Below are 25011 nucleotides of genomic sequence, written 5' to 3'. Positions count from 1 at the left end.
AGCCCCGCGCGACATGCCCGGGGCTTTTTTATTTGGCGGGCCGCTGCTGCATGTCGTTGAGCAGGGATTCCAGCATTGCCAGATCGACCGGCTTGGTCAGGTGATGATCGAATCCGGATTCGCTCGCGCGCCGCTTGTCTTCCTCCTGCCCCCATCCGCTGAGCGCGATCAGCGTCGCTCCCGCGAAGCGAGGCTGCTCGCGGATGCGGCGCGCGACTTCATGGCCATCCATGCCGGGCATGCCGATGTCCATCAGGATGACGCCCGGGCTGTACTCGACGAGCATGTCGAGCGCCGCCTGGCCGTTGTTGGCCACCCGTACGGTGCGGCCGAGGTATTCAAGCAGCATGGCGAGGCTGTCGGCGGCGTCCTGGTTGTCATCCACGACCAGGATCTTGTCGGCAAGCAGGCCGGAATCGCCCCCGCCTCCCGAGGGAGAGCCGTGCTCCGAGGCCGGCGTGCAGGGACAGGTTTGTGGCAGAACATTCATGGCGACACCCGGGATGAGCGGTTGGAGATGTACGTCGTGAGAGCGGGTCTGCTGGCTATCGAGAGTGTATTGTGGACAAAAGTTCATCGGGCGTCGTCCAGCAAGCTCAATAAACCCTCGGTCCGTCACGGCCATGCATGACGCGCAGATGGGGGATAATCCAGCTTTTCATTCCGCACCGGTACGAAAACGCATGGATTCCGCCACCTCTTCCTCCCCCGACATCAGACTGACTTCGTTTTCCCACGGCGGCGGCTGCGGCTGCAAGATCGCGCCCGGCGTGCTGGCCGACATCCTGAAGCAATCCGGCGGCTTTCCGATGCCCGCCGAGCTGATGGTCGGGATCGAGACCGCTGACGACGCCGCCGTCTACAAGCTGAACGATGAACAGGCGCTGATCGCGACCACCGATTTCTTCATGCCCATCGTCGACGACCCCTATGACTTCGGACGCATTGCGGCCACCAATGCGCTGTCGGACGTATATGCGATGGGCGGCACCCCGATCATGGCCCTGGCGCTGGTCGGCATGCCTGTCAACAAGCTGCCGCTGGAAACCATAGGCCTCATCCTGCGCGGCGGCGAATCGGTCTGTGCCGAGGCCGGCATTCCGGTCGCCGGCGGACATACCATCGATTCCGTCGAGCCGATCTATGGCCTGGTCGCGCTCGGGCTCGTCCATCCGTCCCGCGTCAAGCGCAACTCGGGCGCGCAGGCGGGTGACCGGCTGGTGCTGGGCAAGGGACTGGGTGTCGGGGTGTATTCGGCCGCGCTGAAGAAAGGCGCGCTCGATGCGGAGGGCTACCGCACGATGATCGCGAGTACGACGCGGCTGAACAAGCCGGGGCGCGCCCTGTCCGCGCTGGACGCCGTCCACGCGATGACCGATGTCACCGGCTTCGGACTGCTCGGCCATGCGATGGAGCTGGCACGCGGCGCGGGCAAGACGCTGAGACTGGACATGGCGTCCATCCCCCTGCTGGCGGGCGTGACCGAACTGGCCGCGGCCGGTTTCATCACCGGCGCCTCGGCGCGCAACTGGGCGGGTTACGGTGAACAGGTGGAACTCGGCGCCGGCGTGTCGGACGTGCAGCGCGCCTTGCTGACCGACCCGCAGACGTCGGGAGGGCTGCTGGTCGCCTGCGCGCCGGAGGCGGTGCCCGAGGTGCTTGAAATCTTCCGCGCCGAGGGATTCGGGCAGGCCGCGGGCATCGGCGAAGTGCTCGAAGGTCCGGCCGCCGTGCGCGTCGCCTGATCGTTTCAGAAACTCTCCGGCGGCAGTAACCCGACTACGCGCAGGCTGGCGTTGTTCGGGTCGGTCTGGACGACGACCATCTCGCCGGAACGTACGGACTCCCCGGTCAGGGCTATGATGTTCTGGCTGTGGGTGACGAGCACCAGGTTGCCCCGGCCGGTGCGGCGAGCGATGGCCTCGCGCACCGCCGAGACTTTCTTCGCCCCCGCGCGCTCATCCTCGCGGAACATGGAATCGAGCATGGGATCGGGCACCACCCTGCCGAAGGCCAGCCGCGCCGTCTCCAGGCAGCGGCACCAGCGGCTGGAACGGACGTCGCCCACCGGAATCCCGCGCGAGCGGAAGGCTTCCCCCATGCGTCGCGCATCGTTCCTGCCGGCGTCGGAAAGATTGCGCTGGGTCGCGCAGTCGTCGACGCGAAAGCCCGGAGGATCGCCGATGCCGGGTTCGGTTACCGCGTGGCGGATCAGGATCACATGACCGCCTTCTGCAAGCCGGCGCCATAGCGCCTCGCTGTCGCCTGCGGCGGAGGCGATGGCCGTGGTCAGCCACAGCGCCAGCACCGCGATCACGCGTCCGCTCGCCCGTCCCATGCCTTATCCCGCGCCTGCCGCCGGCCGCCCGGATGTCAGCGGCTGCCCGTGTCGCTGCCTTCCGTCTTCCCCTGTCGTGCCCGGCCCTGATGCTGCCGCTTCTTCATCGGCCGCTCGGCGGACGAGGCGTCGCTGGTGCCGGAAGCGGCTCCGGTGCCGGACGAGGACTGCTGCCTGGACATGAGGTCGGCCGCGCGCCGCTCCACCTCGGCCACCCGTGCCGGGTCGGTGCTTTCGCGAATCTCGGTGCTCGGCGACATGCTCTGCGACTGGGCCTGAACCGCGGAGGCGGCGGCAAGCATGGAAACGAGGACAGCAATTGCAGTCTTGTTCATTCGTGGCTCCTGGAAGGGTTGCGGCGCCCGCACAGGCAGGCCCGCGCAATGCCGGCACCCGGGCGGGCGCGGCATTCACGATTTCTACGACTGCGGGAAGGTGTTTCGGTTTCGCCAACAAACGGAAAGTTTGCGCCGGCGGCACACTCAGAAGCCGATGCGCCGCCGTGCCGGGTCCGACTTCACGCGTACGTCCTCCGGGACCAGCCTGTCGCGGCCGGCGGCGACCGCGTGGCCCAGGCCGTCGAGCAATGCCTTGCGCATTTCGCGCGGCGAGACTTCCGCCAGCTTGTCGAGCACGTTCTCGCTCAGGTTCTCGTCGATCTGCTTGAGCTTGAGTTCGCGCAGCAGGGCCGCATACACCCGCTGGGCGATCACCGCCGCCTGCTCCGTCGTCGGCGCCGGCACGTCATAGACGGCCATGCGCGACAGCAGTGCGCTCGGAATGCCTTCCAGGCTGTTGGCGGTCAGCACCCAGAACACCTGGCTGGCGTCGAGATCGACATCGATGAACTCGTCATGAAACGCGCGCGAGGTTTCCGGCTCCAGCAACTGATACAGGGCCGCCATCGGATCGGATTGCGTCGAGCCGCTCGCCTTTTCCACTTCGTCCAGCAGCACCACGGGATTGGCGAACTTGCCGCGCACCAGTCGCTCCGCCACCTTGCCGCATTTCGCGCCCTTCCAGGTGGAGGAACTGCCGGTGATGACGAAGCCAGCCGACAGTGCGTTCATGCTGATGAATTCGAACTCGGTGCCGAGCACCGCCGCGAGCCGCTTGCCGAAATGCGTCTTGCCGACGCCCGGGTCGCCGAGCAGCAGCACCGGCATCAGGTTGAAGCTGGCGCCGCCGGCGATGGCGAGGCCGAGGTAGCGCTTGAGATCGTCGAGGACCTCGGAGAAGTTCGGGCAGTCTTCGTAAAGCGGATCGAGTGCGCCGGTATTGGATGGCGTCGTCACGAAGCGCTCTGCGCCCAGCTCGAGCATGTCGTCATAGAAGGCTTCAAGCTCGGGGGATTTCAGTGCACGCGCCCTTTCCTGGGCGCTTTCGACAGCTTGCATGCTATAGATGCGATGAGAACGGGCAATACTGATCGTCATTGCATACTCCTGAAACGCTGGCTTCCTTGCAGTGTGTGTATGTTCGAAAGAAATATCAAGTCGAATCCCGCCTGCGCGGCGATGAAGCACATACGCAACAAATGCAAACTTCGTTCCAGCACCCCGGGCAGCATCAGCACCCGTCGGGCGATGCTGCTGACACCGTTCTCAGGGTTCGATGAGCGGTTCGGCGAGGAGCTCGCCGACGGCGAGACCGATCGCGTCGGCGATATCGATGCCGTTGCTCGGATGCGGGATGGTGTTGCAGCTGACGATGCGTGCCGCGCCCGCTGCCAGCAGATCGTCGTAGGCGCCGCCCGCGAACACGGGATGGATGGCAATGCAGACGGGTGCGGCCATGCCTGCCTCGCGGATGCGGGCGACCGCGGCGATCATAGTTTGCGCGCTCGAGGCAATATCGTCCACCAGCACCGGCGTGCATCCCGCCTCGACGTCGCAGAGCGCGGTGACGCTCACCTCGCGGTCGCCGGTGCGCGTCTTCTCGAGCACCGCGTGGCGACAGCCGAGGCGTTCGGCGACGGCGCCCACCCATTGCTCGCTCTCGGCATCCGGGCCGACGATCAGCGGCCGCTCGACATGCTCTTCGATCCAGGCGGCGATGTCAGCCGCGGCGCCGACGGCCCGGGTGGGTATGCTGTAGATTTCGGCGAGCCGCCGGTAACGGTGCAGATGCGGATCGACCGTGATCATCCAGTCGCAGAAATCGGAAACGAACCGCGCGAAGTGGGCCGCGGTGACCCCCTCCCCCTCGCGAAAGCGCGCGTCCTGCCGCATGTAAGACAGGTAGGGCGCGACCAGGCCGACGCGCCTGGCCCCCAGTTCCCGCGCGGTACAGGCGGCGAAGTACAGCGGCATGATGCGTTCGTCCGGGCGATCGAGCGTGCAGACGAGGATCACGTCGCGCCCATGCACCGGCGACAGGATGCGCACGCAGGATTCGCCGTCGGGGAAACGGTGGACCTCCATGCGGCCGACTTCGCATCCGAGCGCACGGTCGAGGTGCAGCGCGAACTGCTCGTTGCCCGGCATGGCGAGAAGGATCGGGATCACATGCGCTCCTGTGTCGTGATTGGGCTCAATCGAGTTCGATGCTTTCCAGGTACTCCGGTACCGTGCTGTCCCAGCCCAGCTCTTCGTCTATCCGGCGGCGCAGCGTATCGGCCGCGTCCGGCTCGCCATGGGTGATGAACACCCGCTTCGGCTTTGCCGGCATGCCGCGCATCCAGTCGAGGATCTCGTCGCCGTCCGCATGCGCCGACAGGTTCTCGATCTGCGTGACCTGCGCGCGCACCGGGACATACTCGCCATGGATCTTGATCGCGTCCACGCCGGCGAGCATGGCCGCGCCGCGCGTGCCGCCTGCCTGAAAACCGGCAAACAGGATCGTGTTGCGCGGATCCGGGGCGAAGGCCTTGAGATGATGCAGCACGCGTCCGCCGGTCGCCATGCCGCTCGCGGCCACGATCACCATCGGCACCTGGCGCCGGTTCAGCTCCTTCGACTCCTCGACGCTGTTGACGATTTTCGCCGCATTGCACATCGCCCGGCATTGATCGGGCTTAAGCCGGTGGCTTGAGGAATGCCTGCGATAAAGTTCGGTGACGTCTGCCGCCATCGGGCTGTTGAGATAGACCGGCAGCAGCTCGGGAATCCTGCCCTGCTCCTTGAGCTGGTTGATGTAGTAGAGCATGGTCTGCGCGCGGCCGACCGCGAACGCCGGCACGACGACGACACCGCCGCGCGCCGCAGTCTCCTGTATGGTCGTGGCCATCAGGTCCAGCGGATCCGTCGGATCGTGGCGGCGGTTGCCATAGGTCGATTCGACGACCAGGTAATCGGCGCCGGGTGGCGGCTCGGGAGCGACCATCACCGGATCCGCGGCGCGCCCGAGGTCCCCGGAAAAGCAGATCGAGGTCGTTCCGTTGTCGATGCGGACCGAGCAGGCGCCGAGGATGTGGCCCGTCTGCCGCATGAACGCATGCAGGCGACCGGTGACCTCAAAGCGTTTGCCGATGGTGACCGGCCGGAAGTACTTCAGCGCCCGCAACGCGTCTTCTTCGGTGTAGAGCGGCAGCGCCGGGCTGTGCCTGGAGTACTGCCGGCGGTTCGCGAGATTCGCTTCTTCCTCGAGCAGCCGTCCGCTGTCGGGAAGCAGCAGCTTGCATAGGTCGAACGTCGCTTCGCTGCAGTAGATCTTTCCCCGGAATCCTTCCCGCACGAGCAGCGGCAGATAACCGCTGTGGTCGAGATGCGCATGCGTGAGCACCACTGCGTCGATGGCCGAGGGCGCGACGGGAAGCGGCGCCCGGTTGCGCAGCCGCAGCTGCTTGTAGCCCTGGAACAGGCCGCAATCCACCAGCACGTTGGCATGCTCGGACCTGACCAGGTATTTCGAGCCGGTGACCGTGCCGGTCGCTCCCAAAAACTGAAGCTGCATCCTGCGCTTCTCCTTCCTGATTCATCGTTCGGATTTTAAAGCCCACACTATCCGGTCAGCAGTGTGAACAAACCCTTGATTCAGGTCAACCGGGCTCGATTCAGCGTGAAGGGACAGACGTCCGGCGCGACCAACGCGACGGGGCGCGACACGCGCTACACAAAGCATGAGAACGCGCCGCGGGCGCTTGCATGCATCTTGCATCGCATGTCATCGACAAGTAACGGAGCGGCCTTTTCTCTCTGCGTGATGACGGCCCATAGGTTGACCCGGCTCATCATTCGTTCTTTTTGGAGCGCCCTATACTTAACTTGATTAACTCGAGAGCGACAGAAACGTAATCGGATTTCGGGTGTCCATTCCGGACACTCGACGACTATACGGGGAGCATCTGCAATGACGACTCAAAGCGAAGTCAATCGTACCGAACAGCAAGAAGACCTGTTGAAGAGCCTGGTAGCCTTTACGCAGGATCATCGGGCAGTCTACTGGTCGGGAACGCTCTCCAGCTTCCTCGAACGCGTGATGACCGCCAATCCGCAGGGCGCCGCGCGCACCTCGCACCAGTACATGTGGGACATGATCCGCTGGATGGGATGCGAGGATGAAAGCGGCAATTTCCGCTGCAAGCTATTCGACCAGGAGCTGTTCGGCGTCGATGAGGCGATCGGCCGCGTGGTCGACTATTTCAAGGCCGCCGCGGCAGGCTCCGAAGTCGGCCGTCGCCTGCTTCTTCTGCTCGGCCCGCCGTCGGGCGGCAAGTCCACCCTGGTCATCCTGCTCAAGCGCGGACTGGAAGAGTACAGCCGCACCGAGGAAGGCGCGATCTACGCGATCCAGGGCTGCCCGGTGCATGAATCGCCGCTGCACCTGGTGCCGCACTCCCTGCGCCCGCGCTTCCGCGAAACCTACGGCGTGGAGATCACCGGCGAGGTCTGCCCGCATTGCCGCAGCCGGCTCGAGCACGACTACAGCGGCGACTTCCTGCGCATGCCGGTGGAGCGCATCTTCATCTCCGAGGCCGGCCGCGTCGGCATCGGCACTTATGCGCCGCACGATCCGACCACCGCCGACCTGGCGGACCTGGTCGGCTCGGTCGACCTGTCCAAGGTGGCGCAGTACGGCGACGAGGGCGATCCCCGTGCCTGGTCGTGGTCGGGCGCGGTGTACGCCGCCAGCCGCGGCATGCTGGAGATGATCGAGATCCTGAAGGTCAAGCGCGAATTTCTCTACCTGCTGCTGACGCTGACCCAGGAACGCAACGTGAAGGTCTCGCGCTTCCCGCTGATCTATCTCGACGAGACCATACTCGCCCACACCAATCTCGCCGAGTTCCGCAAGTTCCTGCAAGAGAGCGAGAACGAGGCGCTGCTGGACCGGATGGTCATCATCCAGGTGCCTTATACGCTGAATTACAAGGATGAGGCGCGAATTTACAAGAAGCTCATTTCTTCGGCCGCGCCTGCCTTCCGCCAGGTGCATCTCGATCCGCATGTGCTGCATGCCGCCGCGGTGTTCGCCATCATGACGCGCCTGCACGAGGCCGACGACAAGGAGCTCGAGCTGGGAAAGAAGGTCCGCGTCTATGCGAACGAGGAGGTCGAGGGCTATGCCCACGCCGAGACCGAACGCATGCGTCAGCGCATGCCGGAGGAAGGCCTGGCCGGCATCTCGCCCCGCTTCGTGATCAATGCGCTGTCCAACGCGATCATCCAGAACAACGCCCGCAGTCTGACCACCATGGACGTGCTGCTCGCGCTGAAGGATGCGATCGACAACGATGCCCGCATCGACCCCAAGCGCAAGCGCAAGTGGATCGACTACCTCGTCCTGGCCCGCAAGGACTTCTACAACCGCTGGGTCAAGGAAGACGTGCACAAGGCGTTGTTCGTCTCCTTCGAGCAGGAGGCGCAGGACCTGCTGGACAAGTACCTGGACGAAGTGGAAGCCATGCTCGACAACCGCCAGATCAAGGATCCGATCACCAACGAAGAGCGCCGCCCGGACGAGCGCTTCCTGCGCGCCGTGGAAGAAAAGATCCATATCTCCGACTCCGGCAAGCAGTCGTTCCGGCAGGAGGTGGTTCGCAAGGCGATGGGCGCCTACAAGCGCGGCGAGAAGTTCACGCTCGACAGCCACGCGCAGCTGCACAACGCGGTTCAGCAATATCTGTTCGAGCAGCGCCGCGACGTGCTGCGCCTGGTCAGTTCCAGCACCCGTCCGGACGAGGAAGTCAGGCAGAAGATCTCGGTGGTCGAGAAGCGCCTGGTCGATGAGTACGGCTATGACAGCCACAGCGCGCGCGAGGCATTGAATTACGTGACCACGCTGATGGCGCAGGAATAGGTATGCCCCATGACACACATGATCACGATATCCGCCGAGACGCCGTGGTACGACCTGTTCTCACGCGGGTCGCGCGACTGGTTGCGGCACAACGAGAAGGTGCGCGAGGCGGTGCAGCAGAACCTGCCCAACCTGGTGGCCGGTCCGGATGTCATCACCGGGTCGCAGGACCGGACCGTGCAGGTGCCGGTCAAGCTCCTTGAGCACGCGCGCTTCAGACTGTCCGACGCTTCCTCGCAGAGCAACGCCGGCCAGGGCCAGGGCAAGCCGGGCGACGTGCTGCGCCAGGCCCAGCCCGACATGGGCGGCGACGAGGGCGAAGGCGGCAACAACGACGGCGAGCTCAAGATGCTGCTCGAGTTCAAGGTCGACGACATCATCGACTGGCTCTGGGAAGAGCTGCAGCTGCCGGACCTGCAGCCCAAGCGCAATACCGCCATCAATGACGACGAGTATGTGCGCGAGGGCTGGGACAAGCACGGCGCGCGGGCGCGCCTGGACCGGCGGCGGACCGTCAAGGAAGCCGTCAAGCGGCGGGCGACGCAGGAAAACCCGGTGCCCTTCACCAACGAGGACCTGCGCTTCAAGCAGCTCGTGCACCGCCGCAAGCCCGCCACGAACGCCGTCGTGATCTTCGCGCTCGATGTGTCGGCCAGCATGACCGACGCCGAACGCAAGCTCGCCAAGAGTTTCTTCTTTTTCGTGCTGCAGGGCATCCGCCGCCGCTACGGCAAGGTGGAAACCCGCTTCATCGCCCATACCACCCAGGCCTGGGAATTCAACGAGCACGAGTTCTTCAACGTGAGCGGTACCGGCGGCACCGGCGCTTCCACCGCCTTCAAGCTCGCGCTCGAGATGATCGAGGCGGAATACGATCCGTCGCAGTACAACGGCTACCTGTTCTATGCATCCGACGGCGAGAATTTCACCGAGGACCGCGCCGCCGCCACCGACTATCTCGGCCGCCTGAGCAAGCTGCTCAACTACATCGGCTACGTGGAGACCGTTCCCGGATCGCCGCGCACCAGCGAAACCGAGATGAAAATGCTGTGCGGCGAGATCGAGCGCGGCGGCGCGCCGGTCGGCAGCAGCATCCTGACCCGGCATGAAGACGTCTGGAAGGCGATCCGCAAGTTCTTCGTGCAGGAACAGACTGATTGAGGACAAGCGCCCATGTGCACCACTACCAATTCGCCGGAAACCATCGAGCGCCTGAAGCAGTACTCGGACCGCATCGAACAGCTGGCGCGCGATCTCGGACTGGACTACTACCCGGTCGATTTCGAGCTGGTCCCCAACAATTTCATGATGGAGATCGCTGTCTACGGCCTGCCGGTACGCATGCCGCACTGGTCGTTCGGGGTGCGCTACATCCACCAGCTGATCCGCCAGGGCATGGGCCACTCCCGCATTTTCGAAGTGATGTTCCCGGGCGATCCCTGCCGCGCCTACCTCGTCAACGGCAACACGCTGCCGGAGAACACGCTGGTCACGGCCCACGTGCTCGGTCATGCGGATTTCTCGAAGAACAACCATCTGTTCGCGCACTTCATGGAGATGGCGGGCGGCCACATCCTGGAGCAGGCGGCGGCGCGCGCACACCGTATCGAGACCGCGATACACGAGTACGGCCAGGAAAGAGTGGAAGCCGTGCTCGATGCGGCGCTCGCACTGGAGCCGCATATCGACATCAACCGTGAACTGCACCGTCCGCTGTATCCCGCCGTGAAGCCCAGGGCGGCGCCGGAACCCGAGCCGGACAGCTTCCAGAAGCGCTACCGCCAGCTGCCCGGCGAGAAGCCGCATGCGGACAGCCATACGACAACGCGCCGTCCCCAGGTTCCGCCGCAGCCTGAGTACGACCTGCTCTGGTTCATCGCCAACTATGCGCCGGAGCTGGAAGGCTGGGAGCGCGACATTTTCCTCGCGGTGCGCGAAGAATCGTATTACTTCTATCCCGTGTTCGCCTGCCAGATCATGAACGAGGGCTGGGCCTCCTACTGGCATGCCCGGCTGCTGCGGGAGGCGGATTTCCTGCCGCAGGATCTCTACCTGTCGGCCATCAAGGCGCATTCCGACGTGGTGCGGCCGTATGCGGCGGAGAAGCAGCTCGCGCTGGCGGTCAACCCCTATCACCTCGGCTTTTCGATGTGGGAAGACATCATCGAGAAGCACGGGCTGGAGGCGGCGCGGCGGATCGTCAAGGAGGAAGACGATTTCGGTTTCATCCGCAATTACCTGACCAGGGACCTGATCGAAAAGCTCGAGCTTTTCGTCTATGAGGCGCGCGACGACGGCGACATCCGCATTTCCGAAAACAACGTGCACGCGGTGCACGAGGCCATCCTGGCGCCCAAGTTCAACTACGGCGCGCCGCGCATCGCCGCCAACCACATGCATGTGGACGGCAGCCTGCAACTGCTGCACGACCACCAGAGCGACGGGCGCGGCCTCGATCTCGGCCGGGCCGAGCGGGTGCTCGAATACATCGGCCGGGTCTGGCGCCGGCCGGTCACGCTGCATACCGTCGGCGAGCGCGGCGAGGCGCGCGTGGTCACCAGCAAGCGGATCTGAGCGGGCGGTCGCCCTCGCCCGCTCCCGCCGCTGGCACGCCGTTCAGATCAGATCGCAGCGTATCGTGGCCGGCTCGTGCCGCAGCTTGTCGAGCAGCGCCGGCGACACTATCTCATCCACGTCGGTGATCACATAGCCGAGACTGCCGCGGGTCTGCAGCCGCTGAGCGACGATATTGATGCCTGCCTCGGCAAAGTCGGCGTTCATTCTCGCGATCACGCCCGGTTCGTTGCGATGGATGTGCAGCACGCGGCTGCGCGTCTCCTTCGCCAGGTGCGGAATCTCAGGGAAGTTGACCGCCCAGCGGGTGGTGCCGGCCTTGAGAAAGCGCGCCAGCTTCTCCGCCACTTCGCTGCCGATGTTCTCCTGCGCCTCTTCCGTGCTGCCGCCGATATGCGGCGTCAGGATCACGTTGTCGAGGCCGCGCAGCGGCGACATGAACTCTTCCTTGTCGCTCTTGGGCTCCGCCGGGAACACATCCAGCGCGGCGCCGGCCAGCCGCCGCTCGCGCAACGCGGCGTTGAGCGCGTCGATGTCGACCACGCCTCCGCGTGAGGCATTGATGAGGACCGCGGTCGGCTTCATCGAGGCGAGGCGCTCGGCGGTCATCATGTTTTCGGTACCCTTGCCTCCCGGCACGTGAAGCGTGACGATATCGGCCTGTTCCAGCAGCTGGTCGAGACCGCCGGCGGGCCTGGCGTTGCCGAGCGGGAGCTTGCTCTCGACGTCGTAATAGACCACCCGCATGCCCACGCTCTCGGCCAGGATGCCGACCTGGGAACCGATGTTGCCGTAGCCGATGATGCCGAGCACCTTGTTGCGCACCTCATAGGCGCCCTGCGCGCTCTTGTCCCATTGCCCGCGGTGGGTGCGCGCGTTCTTTTCGGGGATGCGCCGCAGCAGCAGGATGGCTTCGGCGATCACCAGTTCGGCCACCGAGCGCGTATTGGAGAACGGCGCATTGAAGACCGGGATACCGAGCGTCGCCGCCGCTGTCAAATCCACCTGATTGGTGCCTATGCAAAAGCAGCCGATGGCCTTCAGACCCGGCAGGGCCTTGAGGGTGTCCGCCGAAACATGCGTGGCGGAGCGGATGCCGACGGCAACGGCATCGGCCAGCGCGGTCCTGAGTTCGTCGGGCTTGAGCGCCTTCGGGATCTGCACGATGTCGTCGAAGCCCTGCCCGTGCAATAACTCGGCGGCACTTGCGTGGATTTTTTCCAGTAAAACGATTTTCGCCATATCTTCCTCGTAATTAAGATGCAGATATAATGTATGTTATTTCTCGCCTGCCTGCACGCGGCGGCGGTATTCAACGGTAAGGATCATGCATGCTCACTGAACAGCGGATATCGGAAAAGGCGAGCACGGAAACGGTGACCGGGCTCAAGTGGTGGAATGACAGGCTCCTCAGCTTTACGACCACGCGTGCGCCGGAATATTCCTTCGCCGCCGGGCAGTATGCGCGACTCGGCCTGCGGGACGAAACCGGGATCATATGGCGCGCCTACTCGATGGTTTCGGCGCCGGCCGAGAACAGCCTCGAGTTCTACGGCGTGATCGTGCCGGGCGGGCTCTTCACTTCCCGTCTCAAGCGGATACAACCGGGTGCCGAAGTGCTGGTCGAAAGGCAACCCTATGGATTCATGACGGTGGATCGCTTCGAGGATGGGGAGGATCTATGGCTGCTGTCGACCGGCACCGGGGTCGGCCCCTACATCTCGATCCTGCGCGAAGGCACGGCGTGGCGCAGGTTCCGCAACCTGGTGCTGGTGCACGGCGTGCGGCAGGCGGATGAGTTCGTCTACCACGATGAACTCGAACGAATGCGCCAGGCGCCGCCGGGTCCGGCGCGGCTGCAGGTCGTCAGGGCCGTGACGCGCGACCAGGCGCCGGGCGCACTGCAGGGAAGAATCACGACGCTGCTGGCCGACGGAGAACTCGAACGGGCAACCGGTCTGACAGTCGACGCCAGCCGTTCGCGCCTGATGATGTGCGGGAATCCCGAGATGATCGAGGACATGCGCGGCATCCTGCACGGGCGCGGCCTGCGCCCGCAGCGCCGGCTTGCCCCCGGCCAGTTCGTCACCGAAAACTACTGGTAGGCCCCTCCGGCCACGGACACCTCGCCGCGGATGTAGTGCTGCAGCTGTTCGATGATGTACTGCTGCTCGGACATGATGTCCTTGACGAGGTCACCGATGGAGATGAGGCCGACCAGGCGGCCGTCGGCGACCACGGGCAGGTGGCGCAACCGGTGCTCGGTCATCAGCGCCATGCACTCTTCATTGCTCTGGTCGTGCCTGACGACGATGACGGGCGCGCTCATGATGTCGGCCACCCGGGTATCGGCCGCCGAGCGGCCGCGCAGCTCCACCTTGCGCGCGTAGTCGCGTTCCGAAACGATACCGACCACCTGTTGCCCGTCCATGACCAGCAGAGCGCCGATGCCCTTCTCCGCCATCAGTTCAAGCGCGTCGCGCACCCGGGCGTCGGGCGGCACCGAATGCACGGTATTGTCTCGTTTGGTCTGCAGGATCTGGGACACGGGCTTCATGAGTACTTTCCTCCTTGGGCGATGAAAGCAGTAACAGGGTCAGCTTAACGGCAGCCGCCGTTCGTGCGGCGCGGAGCGCGGCGAAACGTGCCGGCGCTCTGCGCTGCGTCAAGCCGCCCTGCTTTCGTTATAGGAGCCGGCTATCGGCAATTCAAGAAGGAAAGGCATTCAGCCGCGGGCCGCTGCCGTTCCGGCGGCCTCGAAGGGCAGCCACAGCACGAACTCGGAGCCCGCGCCCGGCCGCGAGGCGAGCGTGAGCAGGCCGCCCTGCAGCTCGACCATCTGCCGCACCAGCGACAGGCCGAGGCCCGTGCCTTCGTACTTGCGCGCCAGCCCGCCATCGAGCTGGACGAAGGGCTGGCACAGCTTCCCGATGTCCTCCTCGCCGATGCCGATGCCGTTATCCTGCACCGCGATCGTGAGGTAACGGCGTTCCGGCGACAGGACGCCGGCAAGGATGCGCCGTTCACCAAGCTCCATGCCCTCGCGCAGGCACATGCGCAGCGTCACCGCCCCGCCGGGTGGCGTGAACTTGATGGCGTTCGACAGCAGGTTATAGACCAGCTGGCGGGTCTTGCGCCCGTCCAGCATCACCCAGCCGACCGGTTCCAGCTCCAGCCGCAGATGCAGGCGGCCGGCGGCCGCCTTCTCGCGCACGACGCTCACGCATCCCTGCAGCAGCTGGCGTATGTCCAGGGCTTCCGGCTCGAGGTCCATTTTTCCGGCTTCGATCTTCGACAGGTCGAGAATGTCATTGATGAGCGAGAGCAGATGGCGCCCGCTCTCATGAATGTCGCCGAGCGCATCCGCCTGCTCGGCGGCGACCGGCCCGAGCAGGCCGTTCTTCAGCGCGTCGGAGAACCCGATGATGGCATTGAGCGGCGTGCGCAGCTCGTGCGACATGTTGACCAGGAATTCCGATTTCATGCGGCTGGCGTGTTCGAGTTCCAGGTTCTGGCGCCCGATTTCGCGGTTGGTCGCCTCCAGTTGCGCCGCGTGCTGCGCCAGCGTCGCATTGAGCTCGTTGACCTCGCGTTCCCGCGCGCGCAGCTGACCGTTGACATGCACGGCCTGTTCATAGGTCGACACCAGCAGGTCGAGCATTTGCTGCTTGTCGGCGAGGATGGGACGGGGCACGCCGTCGAGAAACAGGTCGTCCGCCCCGCCCGCTTCATTCCGCCCGTCGCGGCGGCGCCGGGCCGATGCCAGGGTCTGGGCGATACGCTGCAGCAGGTAATCGTCTTCGTAGGGCTTGCGCACCAGGTTGTCGGCGCCGCACTCCAGACCGCGCACGATGTCCTGCGCATCGGACAGCGAGGTCACCAGGAGGACGGGCACCCCGCCCAGCGCCGGGTCCGTCTTGATGGCGCGGCACAGGCCGTAACCGTCCAGCTCGGGCATGATGATGTCGGACAGGACCAGGGCCGGCTGGCTTTCCCGGATCGCTTCCAGCGCCTTGCGGCCGTTCGACGCGATGCGGGTCTTGTAGCCCTTGCCTTCGAGGAGATAGCGCAGCTTGCCGGCCTGGGTCGGGCTGTCCTCGACGATCAGTATGTGCGGCGGATGGCTGGCCTGGGTATCCATGATGGGATGATCAGGAAAATGAGCGCGGGTTCGGATGCACGTGGTGCGCGCCGCTCATGGCCGTCCTGCGGCCTGTCTGCCGCCCTGCGGCGGCCCGCCCGTGCCGCGGTTCGCGTGAAAGAAGCCTTCGTCGACCAGGCGGGCCAGCACGGCCGGGTCGGCCGGGGCGCGCAGCACGCGAAACACGCCGCCACGGTTGACCGCATCGGCCAGCGCATGAAAATCCGCGTGCGCGCAAACGAGTATGCGCGCCGTTTCCGGGTACATGTCCCGCACGCGTTCGAGGAAGTCGCCGGCGCTGCGGTCCGGCAGTTCCGGCGCCGCCACGACCACCCCGACATCATGGCAGGCCAGCAGCCGCATCGCCTCTTCCGCGCTGGCGGCGCACAGAATCGCCCAGTGTTCGTTCTGCAGCGAGCGCTGCATCTGCCGCAGCATCCCGGCATCGCCGCCGGCCAGAAGCAGGGTCTGGCGCGCGGCGCCGGCGCCGGACAACGTGGCCAGGCCGCTGCCGCGCGCGATCATCTGGGCGATCTCCGCCGGCGCCACCGCCGGACTGAAGAGATAGCCCTGCATCTCGTCGCAGCGCTGCTTGCGCAGGTAGTTGAACTGTTCGAAGGTCTCCACGCCCTCGGCAATGGTGCGCAGGCCGAGATTGGCGGCCATCGAAAGTATGCTGCGCACGAGCGCGGCGCTGCCGGCGTGGGCACCCATGTCGACGATGAAGGAGCGGTCGATCTTGATGCGGTCCACCGGGTAGCGGCGCAGGTAGCCGAGCGAGGAGTAACCGGTGCCGAAATCGTCGAGCGACAGCGCCAGCCCCATGGCCTTGAGCTGATGCATGGCCTCGATCGTCTGGTCGACATTCTCGAGAATCAGGCTCTCGGTCAGTTCCAGTTCGAGCAGCGCCGGGTTCATGCCGCTTTCGCCGAGCGCGTCCCTGACCAGCTTCACCAGGTCGCTCAGGCGGAACTGGAGCGCCGAGACATTCACGCCGACCCGGACCGGCGGCAGGCCTTGCCGCTGCCATTCGCCCGCCTGCATGCAGGCCGATCGCAGGACCCAGGCGCCGACGGCCGGCATCAGGCCGCAGTCTTCGAGGACGGGCACGAATTCGCCCGGCGCGACGATGCCGCGCTGCGGATGACGCCACTGCAGCAGGGCTTCCACACCCACGACCGTGCCGGTGCGCAGGCTCAGTTGCGGCTGGTAGAACAGCAGGAACTCTTCGCGTTCGAGCGCCCGGTGCAGGTCGGCCTCCATCTGCAGGCGGGTTTCGAGGCCATGGTCCAGGCTGGCGCTGTAGATTCGCACGCCCGCCTCCGCGTTGTCGCGCCGGGCGGCGACCCGCGCACGCCGCAGCAGGTGCCCGAGGTCGGCCTCGTGCAGCGGATAGCAGGCGGCGCCGATCGAAGGATGCAGGAACACCTCGCCCTGGCCGATGTCGACCGGTGCCTGCAGTGCCTGCAAAAGGCGCTGTGCCTGGGACTCGATCGCCTGCGGATCGCGCATGCCCGGCACGGCCAGCACGAACTCGTCCTGCGCCAGGTGGGCAACGAAGCTTTCATTGGTACGCAGGCGGTCCAGGCGCGCCGCGACCGCGCGCAGTACCTCGTCGGTGGAGAGACGGCCGTAGATCTGGACCGCCTTGTCGAGACGCTGCAGGCGGATGTCGAACAGCGCCAGGCTTCCCGCGCGCGCCAGCAGCGGCAGGCGCTCGTCGAGCAGCGCGCGGTTCGGCAGGCCGGTCTGAGGATCGTAGAACGCCAGGTAGTACAGCCTGGATTCGGTGGCGAGGCGTCGCTGTTCCTCGTGCATGTGCTGCAGCGCGTGCGCGATGTCGTCCACCACCTCGTGCAGCAGGCCGATGACGGTGTCGTCGAAACACTCGGTATCGTCGGTGTACAGGACGAACACGCCGATGGCACGGTCGCCCTCGCACAGCGGCAGGCCGGCCATCGCCCGGAAACCCCGGCGCATCAGTTCTTCGCAGCCGACCGCCTGCGGCACCGTCATCAGGTCATTGAAGATGCAGGGGCTGCCGCTGCGCCGGACGAGATCGGCCAGGCCGCCCGCCGCCACCAGGCGGTCCTCGGGGCCGCTCGGGTCGCCGTAGCCGGTGAGCAGGCGGATCGTGTCATTGGCGGTATCGACCAGCCCGATCCAGGCGAACTTGAACATGCCGCAGTCCACGGCGATGCGGCAGGCGTCGCGGAACAGCTCGTCGGGCGAATCCCCGCGCACGATGGCGCGGTTGATGAGGCTGAGCATGCGCAGCACGCGGTTGGCGCGATCCAGGCTCGCGATCGGCCTATCCATGCCGGCGGTCCTTGCCTTGCCTGCTGTCCAGCGCCCGGCGCATGGCCTCGGTCAGCTTCCAGCGGTCGACCGGCTTGACGATCAGCTCTTCCGCGCCCGCCGCGCTGGCGCGGCTGCGCGAGGCCGGGTCATCCAGCGAGGACACGATCAGTACCGGTATCTGGGCGGTGCGGCTGTCGGCGCGCAGGGAGCGCGCGACGTCGAAACCATCCTGGCCGGGCATCATCAGGTCCAGCAACACCAGGTCCGGACGTTCGGTGGCGGCGATGCGGATCGCTTCCGCTCCGGTGGCGGCGCTGAGCGCGACGTAGCCGTCGGCCCGCACGAACACTTCCAGCAGCCGGCGATTGCGGTCCTCATCGTCGACGATGAGGACGGTAACGGGAGTATTGCTGCCCATGTGGCGGTTCTTCTGAAGACTGTGGCGGCTGACCATGCTGCGGTCGCCCTGGATGCTGTTCGACATGCGGCCGTCGACGACGGCGGCCGCAGGCTTGCTACGTTCCGACATGGGGATGCCTGTAGTAGTTCTCCTCGTGACCCAACTATTGCCGTTACGAAATTTCTCTACCTTGAGAATGCTCAAGCCGGTGTCGTGCCGGGACAAAAAAAATGCCCGGCATTGGCCGGGCATTCATCACGCCGAGGGGCGCGGGTCAGTTAAAGCTCTTGCCTTCCGCGGCCAGGCGGGCCAGCAGAGGCGCGGGCTTCCACGCCTCGCCGTGACGGCCGCGCGCGAACTTCTCCATCGTCATCACGACGTTCTGCAGGCCGACGGTATCGGCGTAGAACATCGGGCCGCCGCGGAACAGCGGGAAGCCGTAGCCGGTCAGGTAGACCATGTCGATGTCGGAGGCGCGCTGCGCGATGCCTTCCTCGAGGATGTAGGCGCCCTCATTGACGAGCGCGAACACCAGACGCTGGACGATCTCCTCGTCGCTGATCTTGCGGCGCTCGATGCCGAGATCGGCCGAGTGCTTGATGATCATGTCGTTGACCACCTGCGACGGATAGGGCTTGCGGTCGCCCGGCTTGTAGTCGTACCAGCCGGCAGAGGTCTTCTGGCCGAAACGGCCCATTTCGCACAGCAGGTCGGCGGTCTTGGAATAGGTGACTTCGGGCTTTTCCACGTAGCGGCGCTTGCGGATGTACCAGCCGATATCGTTGCCGGCGAGGTCGCCCATGCGGAACGGACCCATCGCGAAGCCGAACTTCTCGATCGCCTTGTCGACCTGCTCCGGCAGTGCGCCCTCTTCCAGCAGGAAGCCGGCCTGGCGGCTGTACTGCTCGATCATGCGGTTGCCGATGAAGCCGTCGCAGACGCCCGAGACGACGCCGGTCTTCTTGATCTTCTTGGCCAGTGCCAGCGAGGTCGCCAGCACGTCCTTGCCGGTCTTCTCGCCGCGCACGATTTCCAGCAGCTTCATCACGTTGGCGGGGCTGAAGAAGTGCAGACCGATGACGTCCTGCGGGCGCTTGGTGAAGGAGGCGATCTTGTTGACGTCGAGCGTGGAGGTGTTGGACGCCAGGATCGCGCCCTGCTTCATCACCTCGTCCAGCTTCTTGAAGACCTGCTCCTTGACGCCCATGTCCTCGAACACCGCCTCCACGACGATGTCGGCCTGGCCGATATCCTCGTAGGACAGGGTGCCGGTGATCAGGCCGACGCGCTGGTCGAACTTCTCCTGGGTCAGCTTGCCCTTCTTCAGGGTGTTTTCATAGTTCTTGCGGATGGTCGCCAGACCCTTGTCGAGCGCTTCCTGCTTCATCTCGAGGATCTTGACCGGGATGCCGGCGTTGGCAAAGTTCATCGCGATGCCGCCGCCCATGGTGCCGGCGCCGATCACGGCCGCGCTCTTGATCGCGCGCAGCGGGGTATCCTCGGGCACGTCCGGCACCTTGCTGGCGGCGCGCTCGCCAAAGAAGGCATGGCGCAGCGCCTTGGACTCGGTGGTCTGGACCAGCTCGACGAACAGTTCACGCTCGTACTTGATGCCGTCGTCGAACTTCATCGTCACCGCGGCGCCCACGGCATCCACGCACTTGAGCGGTGCCGGGAACGGGCCTGCCATGGCCTTGACGGTATTGCGGGAGAACTGCAGGAAGGCTTCGTAGTTCGGATAGTCGATCTTGATATCGCGCACGCGCGGCAGCGGACGCACGTCGGCGACTTTCGCGGCCAGGGCCAGCGCGGCCTCCAGCACATCGCCCTCCACCACTTCATTGAACAGCGCGGTCTTGGCCAGCTTTTCCGCCGGGACCGGCGTGCCGGAGACGATCATGTTCAGGCCGAACTCCAGGCCCACCACGCGCGGCAGGCGCTGCGTGCCGCCGGCGCCGGGCAGGATGCCGAGCTTCACTTCGGGCAGCGCGATCTGTGCGCCTTTTTGCGCGACGCGGTAGTTGCAGCCGAGGGCCAGTTCCAGGCCGCCGCCCATGCACACGCTGTGGATCGCCGCGATGACGGGCTTGTCCGAGTTTTCCACCACATTGATCACGGTGTGCAGGGTCGGCTCCTGCATCGCCTTCGGCGTGTTGAATTCCTTGATGTCGGCGCCGCCGGAGAATGCCTTGCCGGCGCCGGTGATCACCACCGCCCTGACTGCGCTGTCGCCCAGCGCCTTCTTCATGCCTTCCACGATGGCGCTGCGCGTGGCGTGGCCGAGGCCGTTCACCGGCGGGTTGTTGAGCGTGATGACGGCGACCGCGCCGTTGACCTTGTATTCGGCAGTCATATCTCTTCCTTGTGTGATGGTTGTCTCTACGGGGGGATCCGGATACGTTTTATATTTTTGGAACGGCTACTATACCGCATAAAAAGCACGGTCGTGTTTTTTTCGGGCAAAAAAAACGGGCACCCGGCCCGAACTCCTGCTGCCGCGATTCAGCCGGACACCGCTGCTCGCCGCGTGCCGCCGCTTGCCCGGGCCATGATGGGACTCACCGCCACGCGCGTCGCCCCGACCATCCTCGCGATCTCCGCGTTATTGAGCCACTTCTCCGCGTCGAGACCGATTTCCCGGCATTCGCGCAGCAGTGCCCTCACCCGCCCTTCCACGTTGCCGCGCATGAGTTCTATCCTGCGCTCGGCGTCGACCTGGCGCTGCGAAATCCTGCGGGCGACGGCAAGCGCGAAAGCCGCGTTCCTTCCCATGCAGGAAAGGAAGTGTTCGCGCGGGAGCATGATGAGCTGGCACGGCGTGACCGCCAGGCTCGACGTGCTGTTGGCCGTATTCCTGACCACGCCCGATTCGTTCACCAGATCGCCCGGGCCGAGCAAGGCGACCATGACTTCGGGCCGCGCACGCATCCGGCGCTCCGGGCGGACACCGCCCGGCGGGGGAAGCTGATGCGGCCCCGATCGCACCGATTTCACGAAACCGGAGATCAGGAAAGCGATTGCATCGGACTCGCCGTTCTGGGCGGCGATGAGTTCGCCGGGCATGCATGAGCGCCAGGTCGCCACCCGCAGCAGGTCATGGAGTTCCGGTTCCGGCAGGTCGGCGAGCGGCGGTATCGCGCGCAGGGTGATGAGCTGAGGCAGTGGCATGCGTGGGTGCGGCAAGAGAAAAGCGGGCGGTTGCGGATGGCCGGGCCGCCCACGGGGCGGCGGTCATTCAGTGCCGTACAAGCTTAGCGCGGGTGTTGCTCCGGTGCAAGGCCGGAAAGGAAACGGAAACGCCTGGACGAACGGAAGCGGCCGTTCAATGATGCTTCGACTACGCCGAAAGGCAAGTTGTACCTGCACGCCTACCCGCCTCCCGCGCGCGTCATCCATTCCCGCAAAGTGGGCCGTCCGCCGCGTGCGTCCGGCGCTGCCCGCTGCGCCCCTCGTAATAGTCCCTGGAGAGGGACAACGACGGAAAGAAACGGCCCGGCAGCCCTTCGGCCTCGACGATCACATACGCGCCGCACCCGCCGACGACTGTCCGGCACCTGTCAACTGCTCGATGAGCGACTCGAACCAGGCCCGGTTGCGCGAGTTTATCGGACCGAACAGGCTGTCGTGGCCGCCGGCGGCGAATTCAGCCTGAGCCCTATCGATGGCCACCGATTTTCCTTTGTCCAGAGCAGCGAGACACCGCTGGACCGCATCCAGGTACGCCTGCCGTTGTGCGGCGGGTTGTTCCAGCAACCGGGCCGCGGCTTGGGAGGGACTGGGGCGCCTTTGCGGTTGCTGCTGCTGTCTCAGTCGGGCGCCGACGAGCGCGGAGAGTCGCGTGTAGTTGACGGCGCAGCTCGGGTCGAAATATCCGAACCGATCGCCGTATTGCTGGTTGAAGCGATCCCGGGCTTGCCCCTCCGCTGGTTTGCCCAGGCTCAGGCGGCATTCGTCAAGATGGCTCAGGAAGCTATTCAGTTCGGACCGGGGCATGCGTCCCAGATCCTGCAGTACCTCGCCCAGGGTACGCGTGCTCACTTTGGATTGCCTTTCCCTCTGTGCATAGGAACGCATTTCGTTGCACCGCTGCAGATAATCGCCGGCGCGGTCGGGATCGAATTCAATGGCGAATCGGGACGCATATTTTGTGTTGAATGCGATCTCTGCTTCCACCGCTTCCGGGAGTCCGAATTGCACGCCCGACGCCGCCGCCTGAAGCAGGTTTGCAAATTCCTCGATCTCGTCGGGCCACCAGTTCAGACGCCGCATTTCGGATAGCACATGACCCATCGCCTGCCCTCTTTCGCCAATGAACTTCCCCAGTCCGTCGTGCAAGGCCCTGTACACGGGGACGTCGTTCCGATCGAACTCGCCCCAGTCGAACTCTTCCTGAAGTCTGCTCGTCAATGCCTCCCACTCCGTACTGTCGGCGCCCAGGCGGCTATGCAGCGTAAGCAGATCGCCAAGGACGGCATGAAAGTCGATGACTTTATACAGAGGCCATCCGCGGCGGGTAATCGCGTCCATGTCCGATCTCGCCCGTTCATTCGGGGCAGACACCGCAATCCGGCTTGCGTCGATTTCCTGGCTAAGTTTTGTGAATTCGGCTCGGCGGTTTTCATCCCATGGCCCGAGTTTCTCTGCAAAGTGTTTGCCGAATTCCGCCGCCGCCGACCACTCGCCCAGTGGCTCGTCCGGATTTCGGATTTTGACCAGGGAAACCAGGATATTCCTCAGACTTTTCAGTTGCGCAGTCGACAAGCCAATGCTCCGGAGTTCTTCAAGCGTGACCGGCGGACGCTGCCCGGATGCGGTCCGCACACTTTCCAGGGTTTGCGTCAGCCATCCTCGCGCGCGGGATGTGCCTGGCGCAGCCGAGGGAAGATCAGGCCGCTTATCCAGATGAGCGTTCATCGCTTGCAGCAACTCCTTGAAATACGGTACGGTCTCCTCGTTGAACGACCGCCCGATATCATTCTCAAACGTCTCTTCCAGCTTCGCGATAGCCCCAAGGAATTTATCCGGGTGGCCATTAAGGGCATCCAGACACAGGGAAATCGTGGCGGCACATTCCGCAATCCATGCATTGCCCTTGCTGCGGGCCAGCCCCGCGACTGTCTGCGCCAGGCGCGGCTGAGAGCTCGCTGCGGGAGACGCCTGGATGGCGCGCGAAAACCTGCCTCTGCCCACAGAGGCAGGCGGCGGCGTAGCGGCCCGGGCAGACACCGGAAGGGCAGCCCTGACCCGATTCTGGCTGTCCATATCGAGAGAGTCGTTATGCCGGTTGATCAGCGCCAGTGCCGTGCCGGCAACCCCTTCACCATGCCGTGCGCGCAAGTGATCCAGGTTGGATGCAAGGAGAGTGAGTACGTCGCGCAGGGTACTTGCCTGCATGTTCGCACCGGGCGCCGCGAGGCACCGCTCCAGGTGCTCCAGCGAACGCTGTGACCTGCTCGACTTCTCGAGCAGCACCGCGGCCTGGGCGAGCGCCAGCGGCCGCAACTGGTTGCCTATCCTTTGAATATGCCCGTGGTGCGATCGGCGCTGCCAGAAGTGGCTGCGGGGATTCCGGATCCCCAGGTATTCCCTGAAGTTTTCGCTATGGTTGACGAGCGCGCCGAAGCTGTTGCGCTGCTCCGCCTCCGGGAGCGAGAGCAGATGCTGATGCAGAAGGGCGGGATCGGGCCGCTCTCTCTCCAGTCTGCGGGCATGCGCGGATGCGCCGCCTCCGCCGCCCGGGCGGAAGTGCGTGATTGTGGAAAACGCAGCGGATATTCGATTGACCATGTCACCCCCTCGAGACGGAACGTTTGCTTGAAGCCTGCGCCGGCGGTGTCGTGCGCCGCAGTCCGCTTGAGTCGTTCAGGGAGTCGTCACGGTTCCAGGCGTCGCTCGTGTCGACGGGCACAAAAGAGAACGGCGCCCGAAGGCGCCGTTCATCGTGATACACCGGTCAGTCGTTGGAACCGCTACTTCACCCCGGACATGTCCGGCAGCTGGTGCGCAATCCCCTTGTGGCAGTCGATACAGGTCTTTTCCCCGTTCGCCAGATAGGTCGAATGGGCATCCGCCGCGCGCTTGCTCTGGCGGGTGAAGTCCATCGACTCGAACTGGTGGCAGTTGCGGCATTCCAGCGAGTTGTTCGCCTTCAGTCGCTGCCATTCGTGCTGCGCCAGGGTCAGGCGGTGTTCCTCGAACTTCTCGCGGGTGTCGATGGTGCCGAAGATCTTGCCCCAGACTTCCTTCGAAGCCTGCATCTTGCGGGCCATCTTGTCGGTCCAGTTGTGCGGCACGTGGCAGTCCGAGCAGATCGCACGCACGCCGCTACGGTTGCTGTAGTGGATGGTGCCCTGCAGTTCCTGGAACACGTTGTCGCGCATTTCATGACAGCCGGTGCAGAACTTCTCGGTGTTGGTCGCTTCCATGGCGGTGTTGAATCCACCCCAGAAGACGATGCCCGCGACGAACGCGCCGATCGTGAGGAAGCCGAGGCTGAGATGCGCGCTCGGCCGCCGCAGGATCTGCCAGTAACGCTTAAGTATGCCTAGCATGACGGCCTCACTTTTTCTTCGGTTGTGCAGCGGGCTTGTTCAGCATGGCATCGACATCGACGAAGTCATTGCCGACGAGCGGCTTGAGATCGGCCTGCGGCACGTGGCACTGCATGCAGAAGTAGCGGCGCGGCGACAGCTCGGCCAGGAAATTGCCATCCCGGTCCTGGAAGTGCGTGACGCTGATCATCGGCGCCTGGCTCTCCTGGGTGCGGGTACGTGCGTGGCACATCATGCACTTGTTGGCATTCTTGTCGAGCTGGTAGCCATCCACCTTGTGGGGGACAACCGGCGGCTGCATCGCGTAGTTGCGGGCGCGGCGCACGTCGCTGTTGTCGGTGTTGGCCATCGCCGGCGGCTGCGTGGTCTGATCCAGCGGAACCGGGCCACGCATGCTGTCCACGAAGTCGGCGGCGCACAACCAGGCCGGAAGCAGGAACAGCAGGCACATCAGCAGTTTTCTCAT

Annotated in this window: 21 protein-coding genes; 5 read left to right on the top strand and 16 right to left on the bottom strand. The window is 64.9% G+C overall.

Features of this window, described 5'->3' with window-relative positions:
* Positions 1–28: 28 nt before the first annotated feature.
* Positions 29–490, bottom strand: coding sequence for a response regulator (locus NCCP691_RS08110; RefSeq protein WP_238482359.1), 462 nt, complete (start codon positions 488–490; stop codon positions 29–31).
* A gap of 193 nt (positions 491–683) precedes the next feature.
* Here NCCP691_RS08110 and selD point away from each other — a divergent pair, with 193 nt between their 5' ends.
* Positions 684–1745, top strand: a complete 1062-nt coding sequence (gene selD, locus NCCP691_RS08105; RefSeq protein ID WP_220807755.1) for a selenide, water dikinase SelD — start codon at positions 684–686, stop codon at positions 1743–1745.
* A gap of 5 nt (positions 1746–1750) precedes the next feature.
* On the opposite strand, the gene NCCP691_RS08100 is transcribed toward selD, so the two are convergent.
* The 5 genes from NCCP691_RS08100 to NCCP691_RS08080 all read right to left on the bottom strand — a co-directional run bounded on the left by NCCP691_RS08100 (position 1751) and on the right by NCCP691_RS08080 (position 6232).
* Complete coding sequence (locus NCCP691_RS08100) at positions 1751–2338, bottom strand: histidine phosphatase family protein (RefSeq protein ID WP_220807754.1); 588 nt, start codon at positions 2336–2338, stop codon at positions 1751–1753.
* A gap of 35 nt (positions 2339–2373) precedes the next feature.
* On the bottom strand, positions 2374–2673 hold the full coding sequence (locus NCCP691_RS08095) for a hypothetical protein (RefSeq protein WP_220807753.1): 300 nt from the start codon (positions 2671–2673) through the stop codon (positions 2374–2376).
* 147 nt (positions 2674–2820) lie between these two features.
* A complete protein-coding gene (locus NCCP691_RS08090; protein WP_238482358.1) occupies positions 2821–3735 on the bottom strand; it encodes an AAA family ATPase in 915 nt (304 codons plus the stop codon).
* Between the two features lie 207 nt (positions 3736–3942).
* Complete coding sequence (locus NCCP691_RS08085; protein WP_220807751.1) at positions 3943–4845, bottom strand: ribose-phosphate pyrophosphokinase; 903 nt, start codon at positions 4843–4845, stop codon at positions 3943–3945.
* A 25-nt stretch (positions 4846–4870) separates the two neighbouring features.
* Positions 4871–6232: an MBL fold metallo-hydrolase RNA specificity domain-containing protein gene (locus NCCP691_RS08080; RefSeq protein ID WP_220807750.1), complete on the bottom strand. Its 1362-nt coding sequence runs from the start codon at positions 6230–6232 to the stop codon at positions 4871–4873.
* Between the two features lie 396 nt (positions 6233–6628).
* On the opposite strand from NCCP691_RS08080, the gene NCCP691_RS08075 reads away from it, so the two are divergent.
* From NCCP691_RS08075 to NCCP691_RS08065, 3 genes are read left to right on the top strand one after another with little or no spacing between them, the layout of a single operon-like run.
* The gene (locus NCCP691_RS08075) at positions 6629–8578 is read left to right on the top strand and encodes a serine protein kinase (RefSeq protein ID WP_220807749.1); all 1950 of its coding nucleotides are present in this window, start codon (positions 6629–6631) and stop codon (positions 8576–8578) included.
* Between the two features lie 9 nt (positions 8579–8587).
* On the top strand, positions 8588–9739 hold the full coding sequence (locus tag NCCP691_RS08070) for a DUF444 family protein (protein WP_238482357.1): 1152 nt from the start codon (positions 8588–8590) through the stop codon (positions 9737–9739).
* A gap of 12 nt (positions 9740–9751) precedes the next feature.
* Positions 9752–11152, top strand: a complete 1401-nt coding sequence (locus tag NCCP691_RS08065; protein ID WP_220807748.1) for a SpoVR family protein — start codon at positions 9752–9754, stop codon at positions 11150–11152.
* 42 nt (positions 11153–11194) lie between these two features.
* On the opposite strand, the gene serA is transcribed toward NCCP691_RS08065, so the two are convergent.
* Positions 11195–12418, bottom strand: a complete 1224-nt coding sequence (gene serA, locus NCCP691_RS08060; protein WP_274387230.1) for a phosphoglycerate dehydrogenase — start codon at positions 12416–12418, stop codon at positions 11195–11197.
* 65 nt (positions 12419–12483) lie between these two features.
* Between serA and NCCP691_RS08055 the strand changes: the two genes are divergently transcribed.
* Entirely contained in the window at positions 12484–13257 is a 774-nt protein-coding gene (locus NCCP691_RS08055; RefSeq protein WP_220807746.1) for a ferredoxin--NADP reductase, read from the top strand.
* On the opposite strand, the gene NCCP691_RS08050 is transcribed toward NCCP691_RS08055, so the two are convergent.
* The 9 genes from NCCP691_RS08050 to NCCP691_RS08010 form a co-directional block, all read right to left on the bottom strand.
* Positions 13248–13709, bottom strand: a complete 462-nt coding sequence (locus NCCP691_RS08050; protein WP_220807745.1) for a CBS domain-containing protein — start codon at positions 13707–13709, stop codon at positions 13248–13250. The two genes, NCCP691_RS08055 and NCCP691_RS08050, sit on opposite strands and share 10 nt — an antisense overlap.
* A 168-nt stretch (positions 13710–13877) precedes the next feature.
* Entirely contained in the window at positions 13878–15293 is a 1416-nt protein-coding gene (locus NCCP691_RS08045) for a hybrid sensor histidine kinase/response regulator (RefSeq protein WP_220807744.1), read from the bottom strand.
* Between the two features lie 54 nt (positions 15294–15347).
* Positions 15348–17612, bottom strand: a complete 2265-nt coding sequence (locus NCCP691_RS08040) for an EAL domain-containing protein (RefSeq protein ID WP_220807743.1) — start codon at positions 17610–17612, stop codon at positions 15348–15350.
* The gene (locus tag NCCP691_RS08035; protein ID WP_220807742.1) at positions 17605–18123 is read right to left on the bottom strand and encodes a response regulator; all 519 of its coding nucleotides are present in this window, start codon (positions 18121–18123) and stop codon (positions 17605–17607) included. Before NCCP691_RS08035 ends, NCCP691_RS08040 begins: the two co-directional genes overlap by 8 nt.
* 145 nt (positions 18124–18268) lie before the next feature.
* Positions 18269–20347 (bottom strand): 3-hydroxyacyl-CoA dehydrogenase NAD-binding domain-containing protein, encoded by a 2079-nt coding sequence (locus tag NCCP691_RS08030; RefSeq protein WP_220807741.1) that lies wholly within the window; start codon positions 20345–20347, stop codon positions 18269–18271.
* Positions 20348–20496: 149 nt separating this feature from the next.
* Positions 20497–21162 carry a Crp/Fnr family transcriptional regulator gene (locus NCCP691_RS08025; RefSeq protein ID WP_220807740.1) on the bottom strand — a complete coding sequence of 222 codons (666 nt, stop codon included), beginning with the start codon at positions 21160–21162 and terminating at the stop codon, positions 20497–20499.
* A gap of 348 nt (positions 21163–21510) precedes the next feature.
* Positions 21511–23781, bottom strand: a complete 2271-nt coding sequence (locus NCCP691_RS08020) for a hypothetical protein (RefSeq protein WP_220807739.1) — start codon at positions 23779–23781, stop codon at positions 21511–21513.
* 182 nt (positions 23782–23963) lie between these two features.
* On the bottom strand, positions 23964–24545 hold the full coding sequence (locus NCCP691_RS08015) for a cytochrome c3 family protein (protein WP_220807738.1): 582 nt from the start codon (positions 24543–24545) through the stop codon (positions 23964–23966).
* 7 nt (positions 24546–24552) lie between these two features.
* On the bottom strand, positions 24553–25011 hold the full coding sequence (locus NCCP691_RS08010) for a nitrate reductase cytochrome c-type subunit (RefSeq protein ID WP_220807737.1): 459 nt from the start codon (positions 25009–25011) through the stop codon (positions 24553–24555).

Origin of the sequence: Noviherbaspirillum aridicola (assembly GCF_019656455.1) — a bacterium.
Taxonomy (GTDB): domain Bacteria; phylum Pseudomonadota; class Gammaproteobacteria; order Burkholderiales; family Burkholderiaceae_D; genus Noviherbaspirillum; species Noviherbaspirillum aridicola.
The sequence above is the reverse complement of the archived record's forward strand: the minus strand, read 5'-3'. Positions and strand labels throughout refer to the sequence as shown.

What these genes read in the sequence shown, in the direction of transcription:
- NCCP691_RS08110 (WP_238482359.1), bottom strand. Translation starts at nt 490, where the DNA reads ATGAATGTTCTGCCACAAACCTGTCCCTGCACGCCGGCCTCGGAGCAC.
- selD (WP_220807755.1), top strand. Translation starts at nt 684, where the DNA reads ATGGATTCCGCCACCTCTTCCTCCCCCGACATCAGACTGACTTCGTTT.
- NCCP691_RS08100 (WP_220807754.1), bottom strand. Translation starts at nt 2,338, where the DNA reads ATGGGACGGGCGAGCGGACGCGTGATCGCGGTGCTGGCGCTGTGGCTG.
- NCCP691_RS08095 (WP_220807753.1), bottom strand. Translation starts at nt 2,673, where the DNA reads ATGAACAAGACTGCAATTGCTGTCCTCGTTTCCATGCTTGCCGCCGCC.
- NCCP691_RS08090 (WP_238482358.1), bottom strand. Translation starts at nt 3,735, where the DNA reads ATGCAAGCTGTCGAAAGCGCCCAGGAAAGGGCGCGTGCACTGAAATCC.
- NCCP691_RS08080 (WP_220807750.1), bottom strand. Translation starts at nt 6,232, where the DNA reads ATGCAGCTTCAGTTTTTGGGAGCGACCGGCACGGTCACCGGCTCGAAA.
- NCCP691_RS08075 (WP_220807749.1), top strand. Translation starts at nt 6,629, where the DNA reads ATGACGACTCAAAGCGAAGTCAATCGTACCGAACAGCAAGAAGACCTG.
- NCCP691_RS08070 (WP_238482357.1), top strand. Translation starts at nt 8,588, where the DNA reads ATGACACACATGATCACGATATCCGCCGAGACGCCGTGGTACGACCTG.
- NCCP691_RS08065 (WP_220807748.1), top strand. Translation starts at nt 9,752, where the DNA reads ATGTGCACCACTACCAATTCGCCGGAAACCATCGAGCGCCTGAAGCAG.
- NCCP691_RS08055 (WP_220807746.1), top strand. Translation starts at nt 12,484, where the DNA reads ATGCTCACTGAACAGCGGATATCGGAAAAGGCGAGCACGGAAACGGTG.
- NCCP691_RS08050 (WP_220807745.1), bottom strand. Translation starts at nt 13,709, where the DNA reads ATGAAGCCCGTGTCCCAGATCCTGCAGACCAAACGAGACAATACCGTG.
- NCCP691_RS08045 (WP_220807744.1), bottom strand. Translation starts at nt 15,293, where the DNA reads ATGGATACCCAGGCCAGCCATCCGCCGCACATACTGATCGTCGAGGAC.
- NCCP691_RS08040 (WP_220807743.1), bottom strand. Translation starts at nt 17,612, where the DNA reads ATGGATAGGCCGATCGCGAGCCTGGATCGCGCCAACCGCGTGCTGCGC.
- NCCP691_RS08035 (WP_220807742.1), bottom strand. Translation starts at nt 18,123, where the DNA reads ATGTCGGAACGTAGCAAGCCTGCGGCCGCCGTCGTCGACGGCCGCATG.
- NCCP691_RS08030 (WP_220807741.1), bottom strand. Translation starts at nt 20,347, where the DNA reads ATGACTGCCGAATACAAGGTCAACGGCGCGGTCGCCGTCATCACGCTC.
- NCCP691_RS08025 (WP_220807740.1), bottom strand. Translation starts at nt 21,162, where the DNA reads ATGCCACTGCCTCAGCTCATCACCCTGCGCGCGATACCGCCGCTCGCC.
- NCCP691_RS08020 (WP_220807739.1), bottom strand. Translation starts at nt 23,781, where the DNA reads ATGGTCAATCGAATATCCGCTGCGTTTTCCACAATCACGCACTTCCGC.
- NCCP691_RS08015 (WP_220807738.1), bottom strand. Translation starts at nt 24,545, where the DNA reads ATGCTAGGCATACTTAAGCGTTACTGGCAGATCCTGCGGCGGCCGAGC.
- NCCP691_RS08010 (WP_220807737.1), bottom strand. Translation starts at nt 25,011, where the DNA reads ATGAGAAAACTGCTGATGTGCCTGCTGTTCCTGCTTCCGGCCTGGTTG.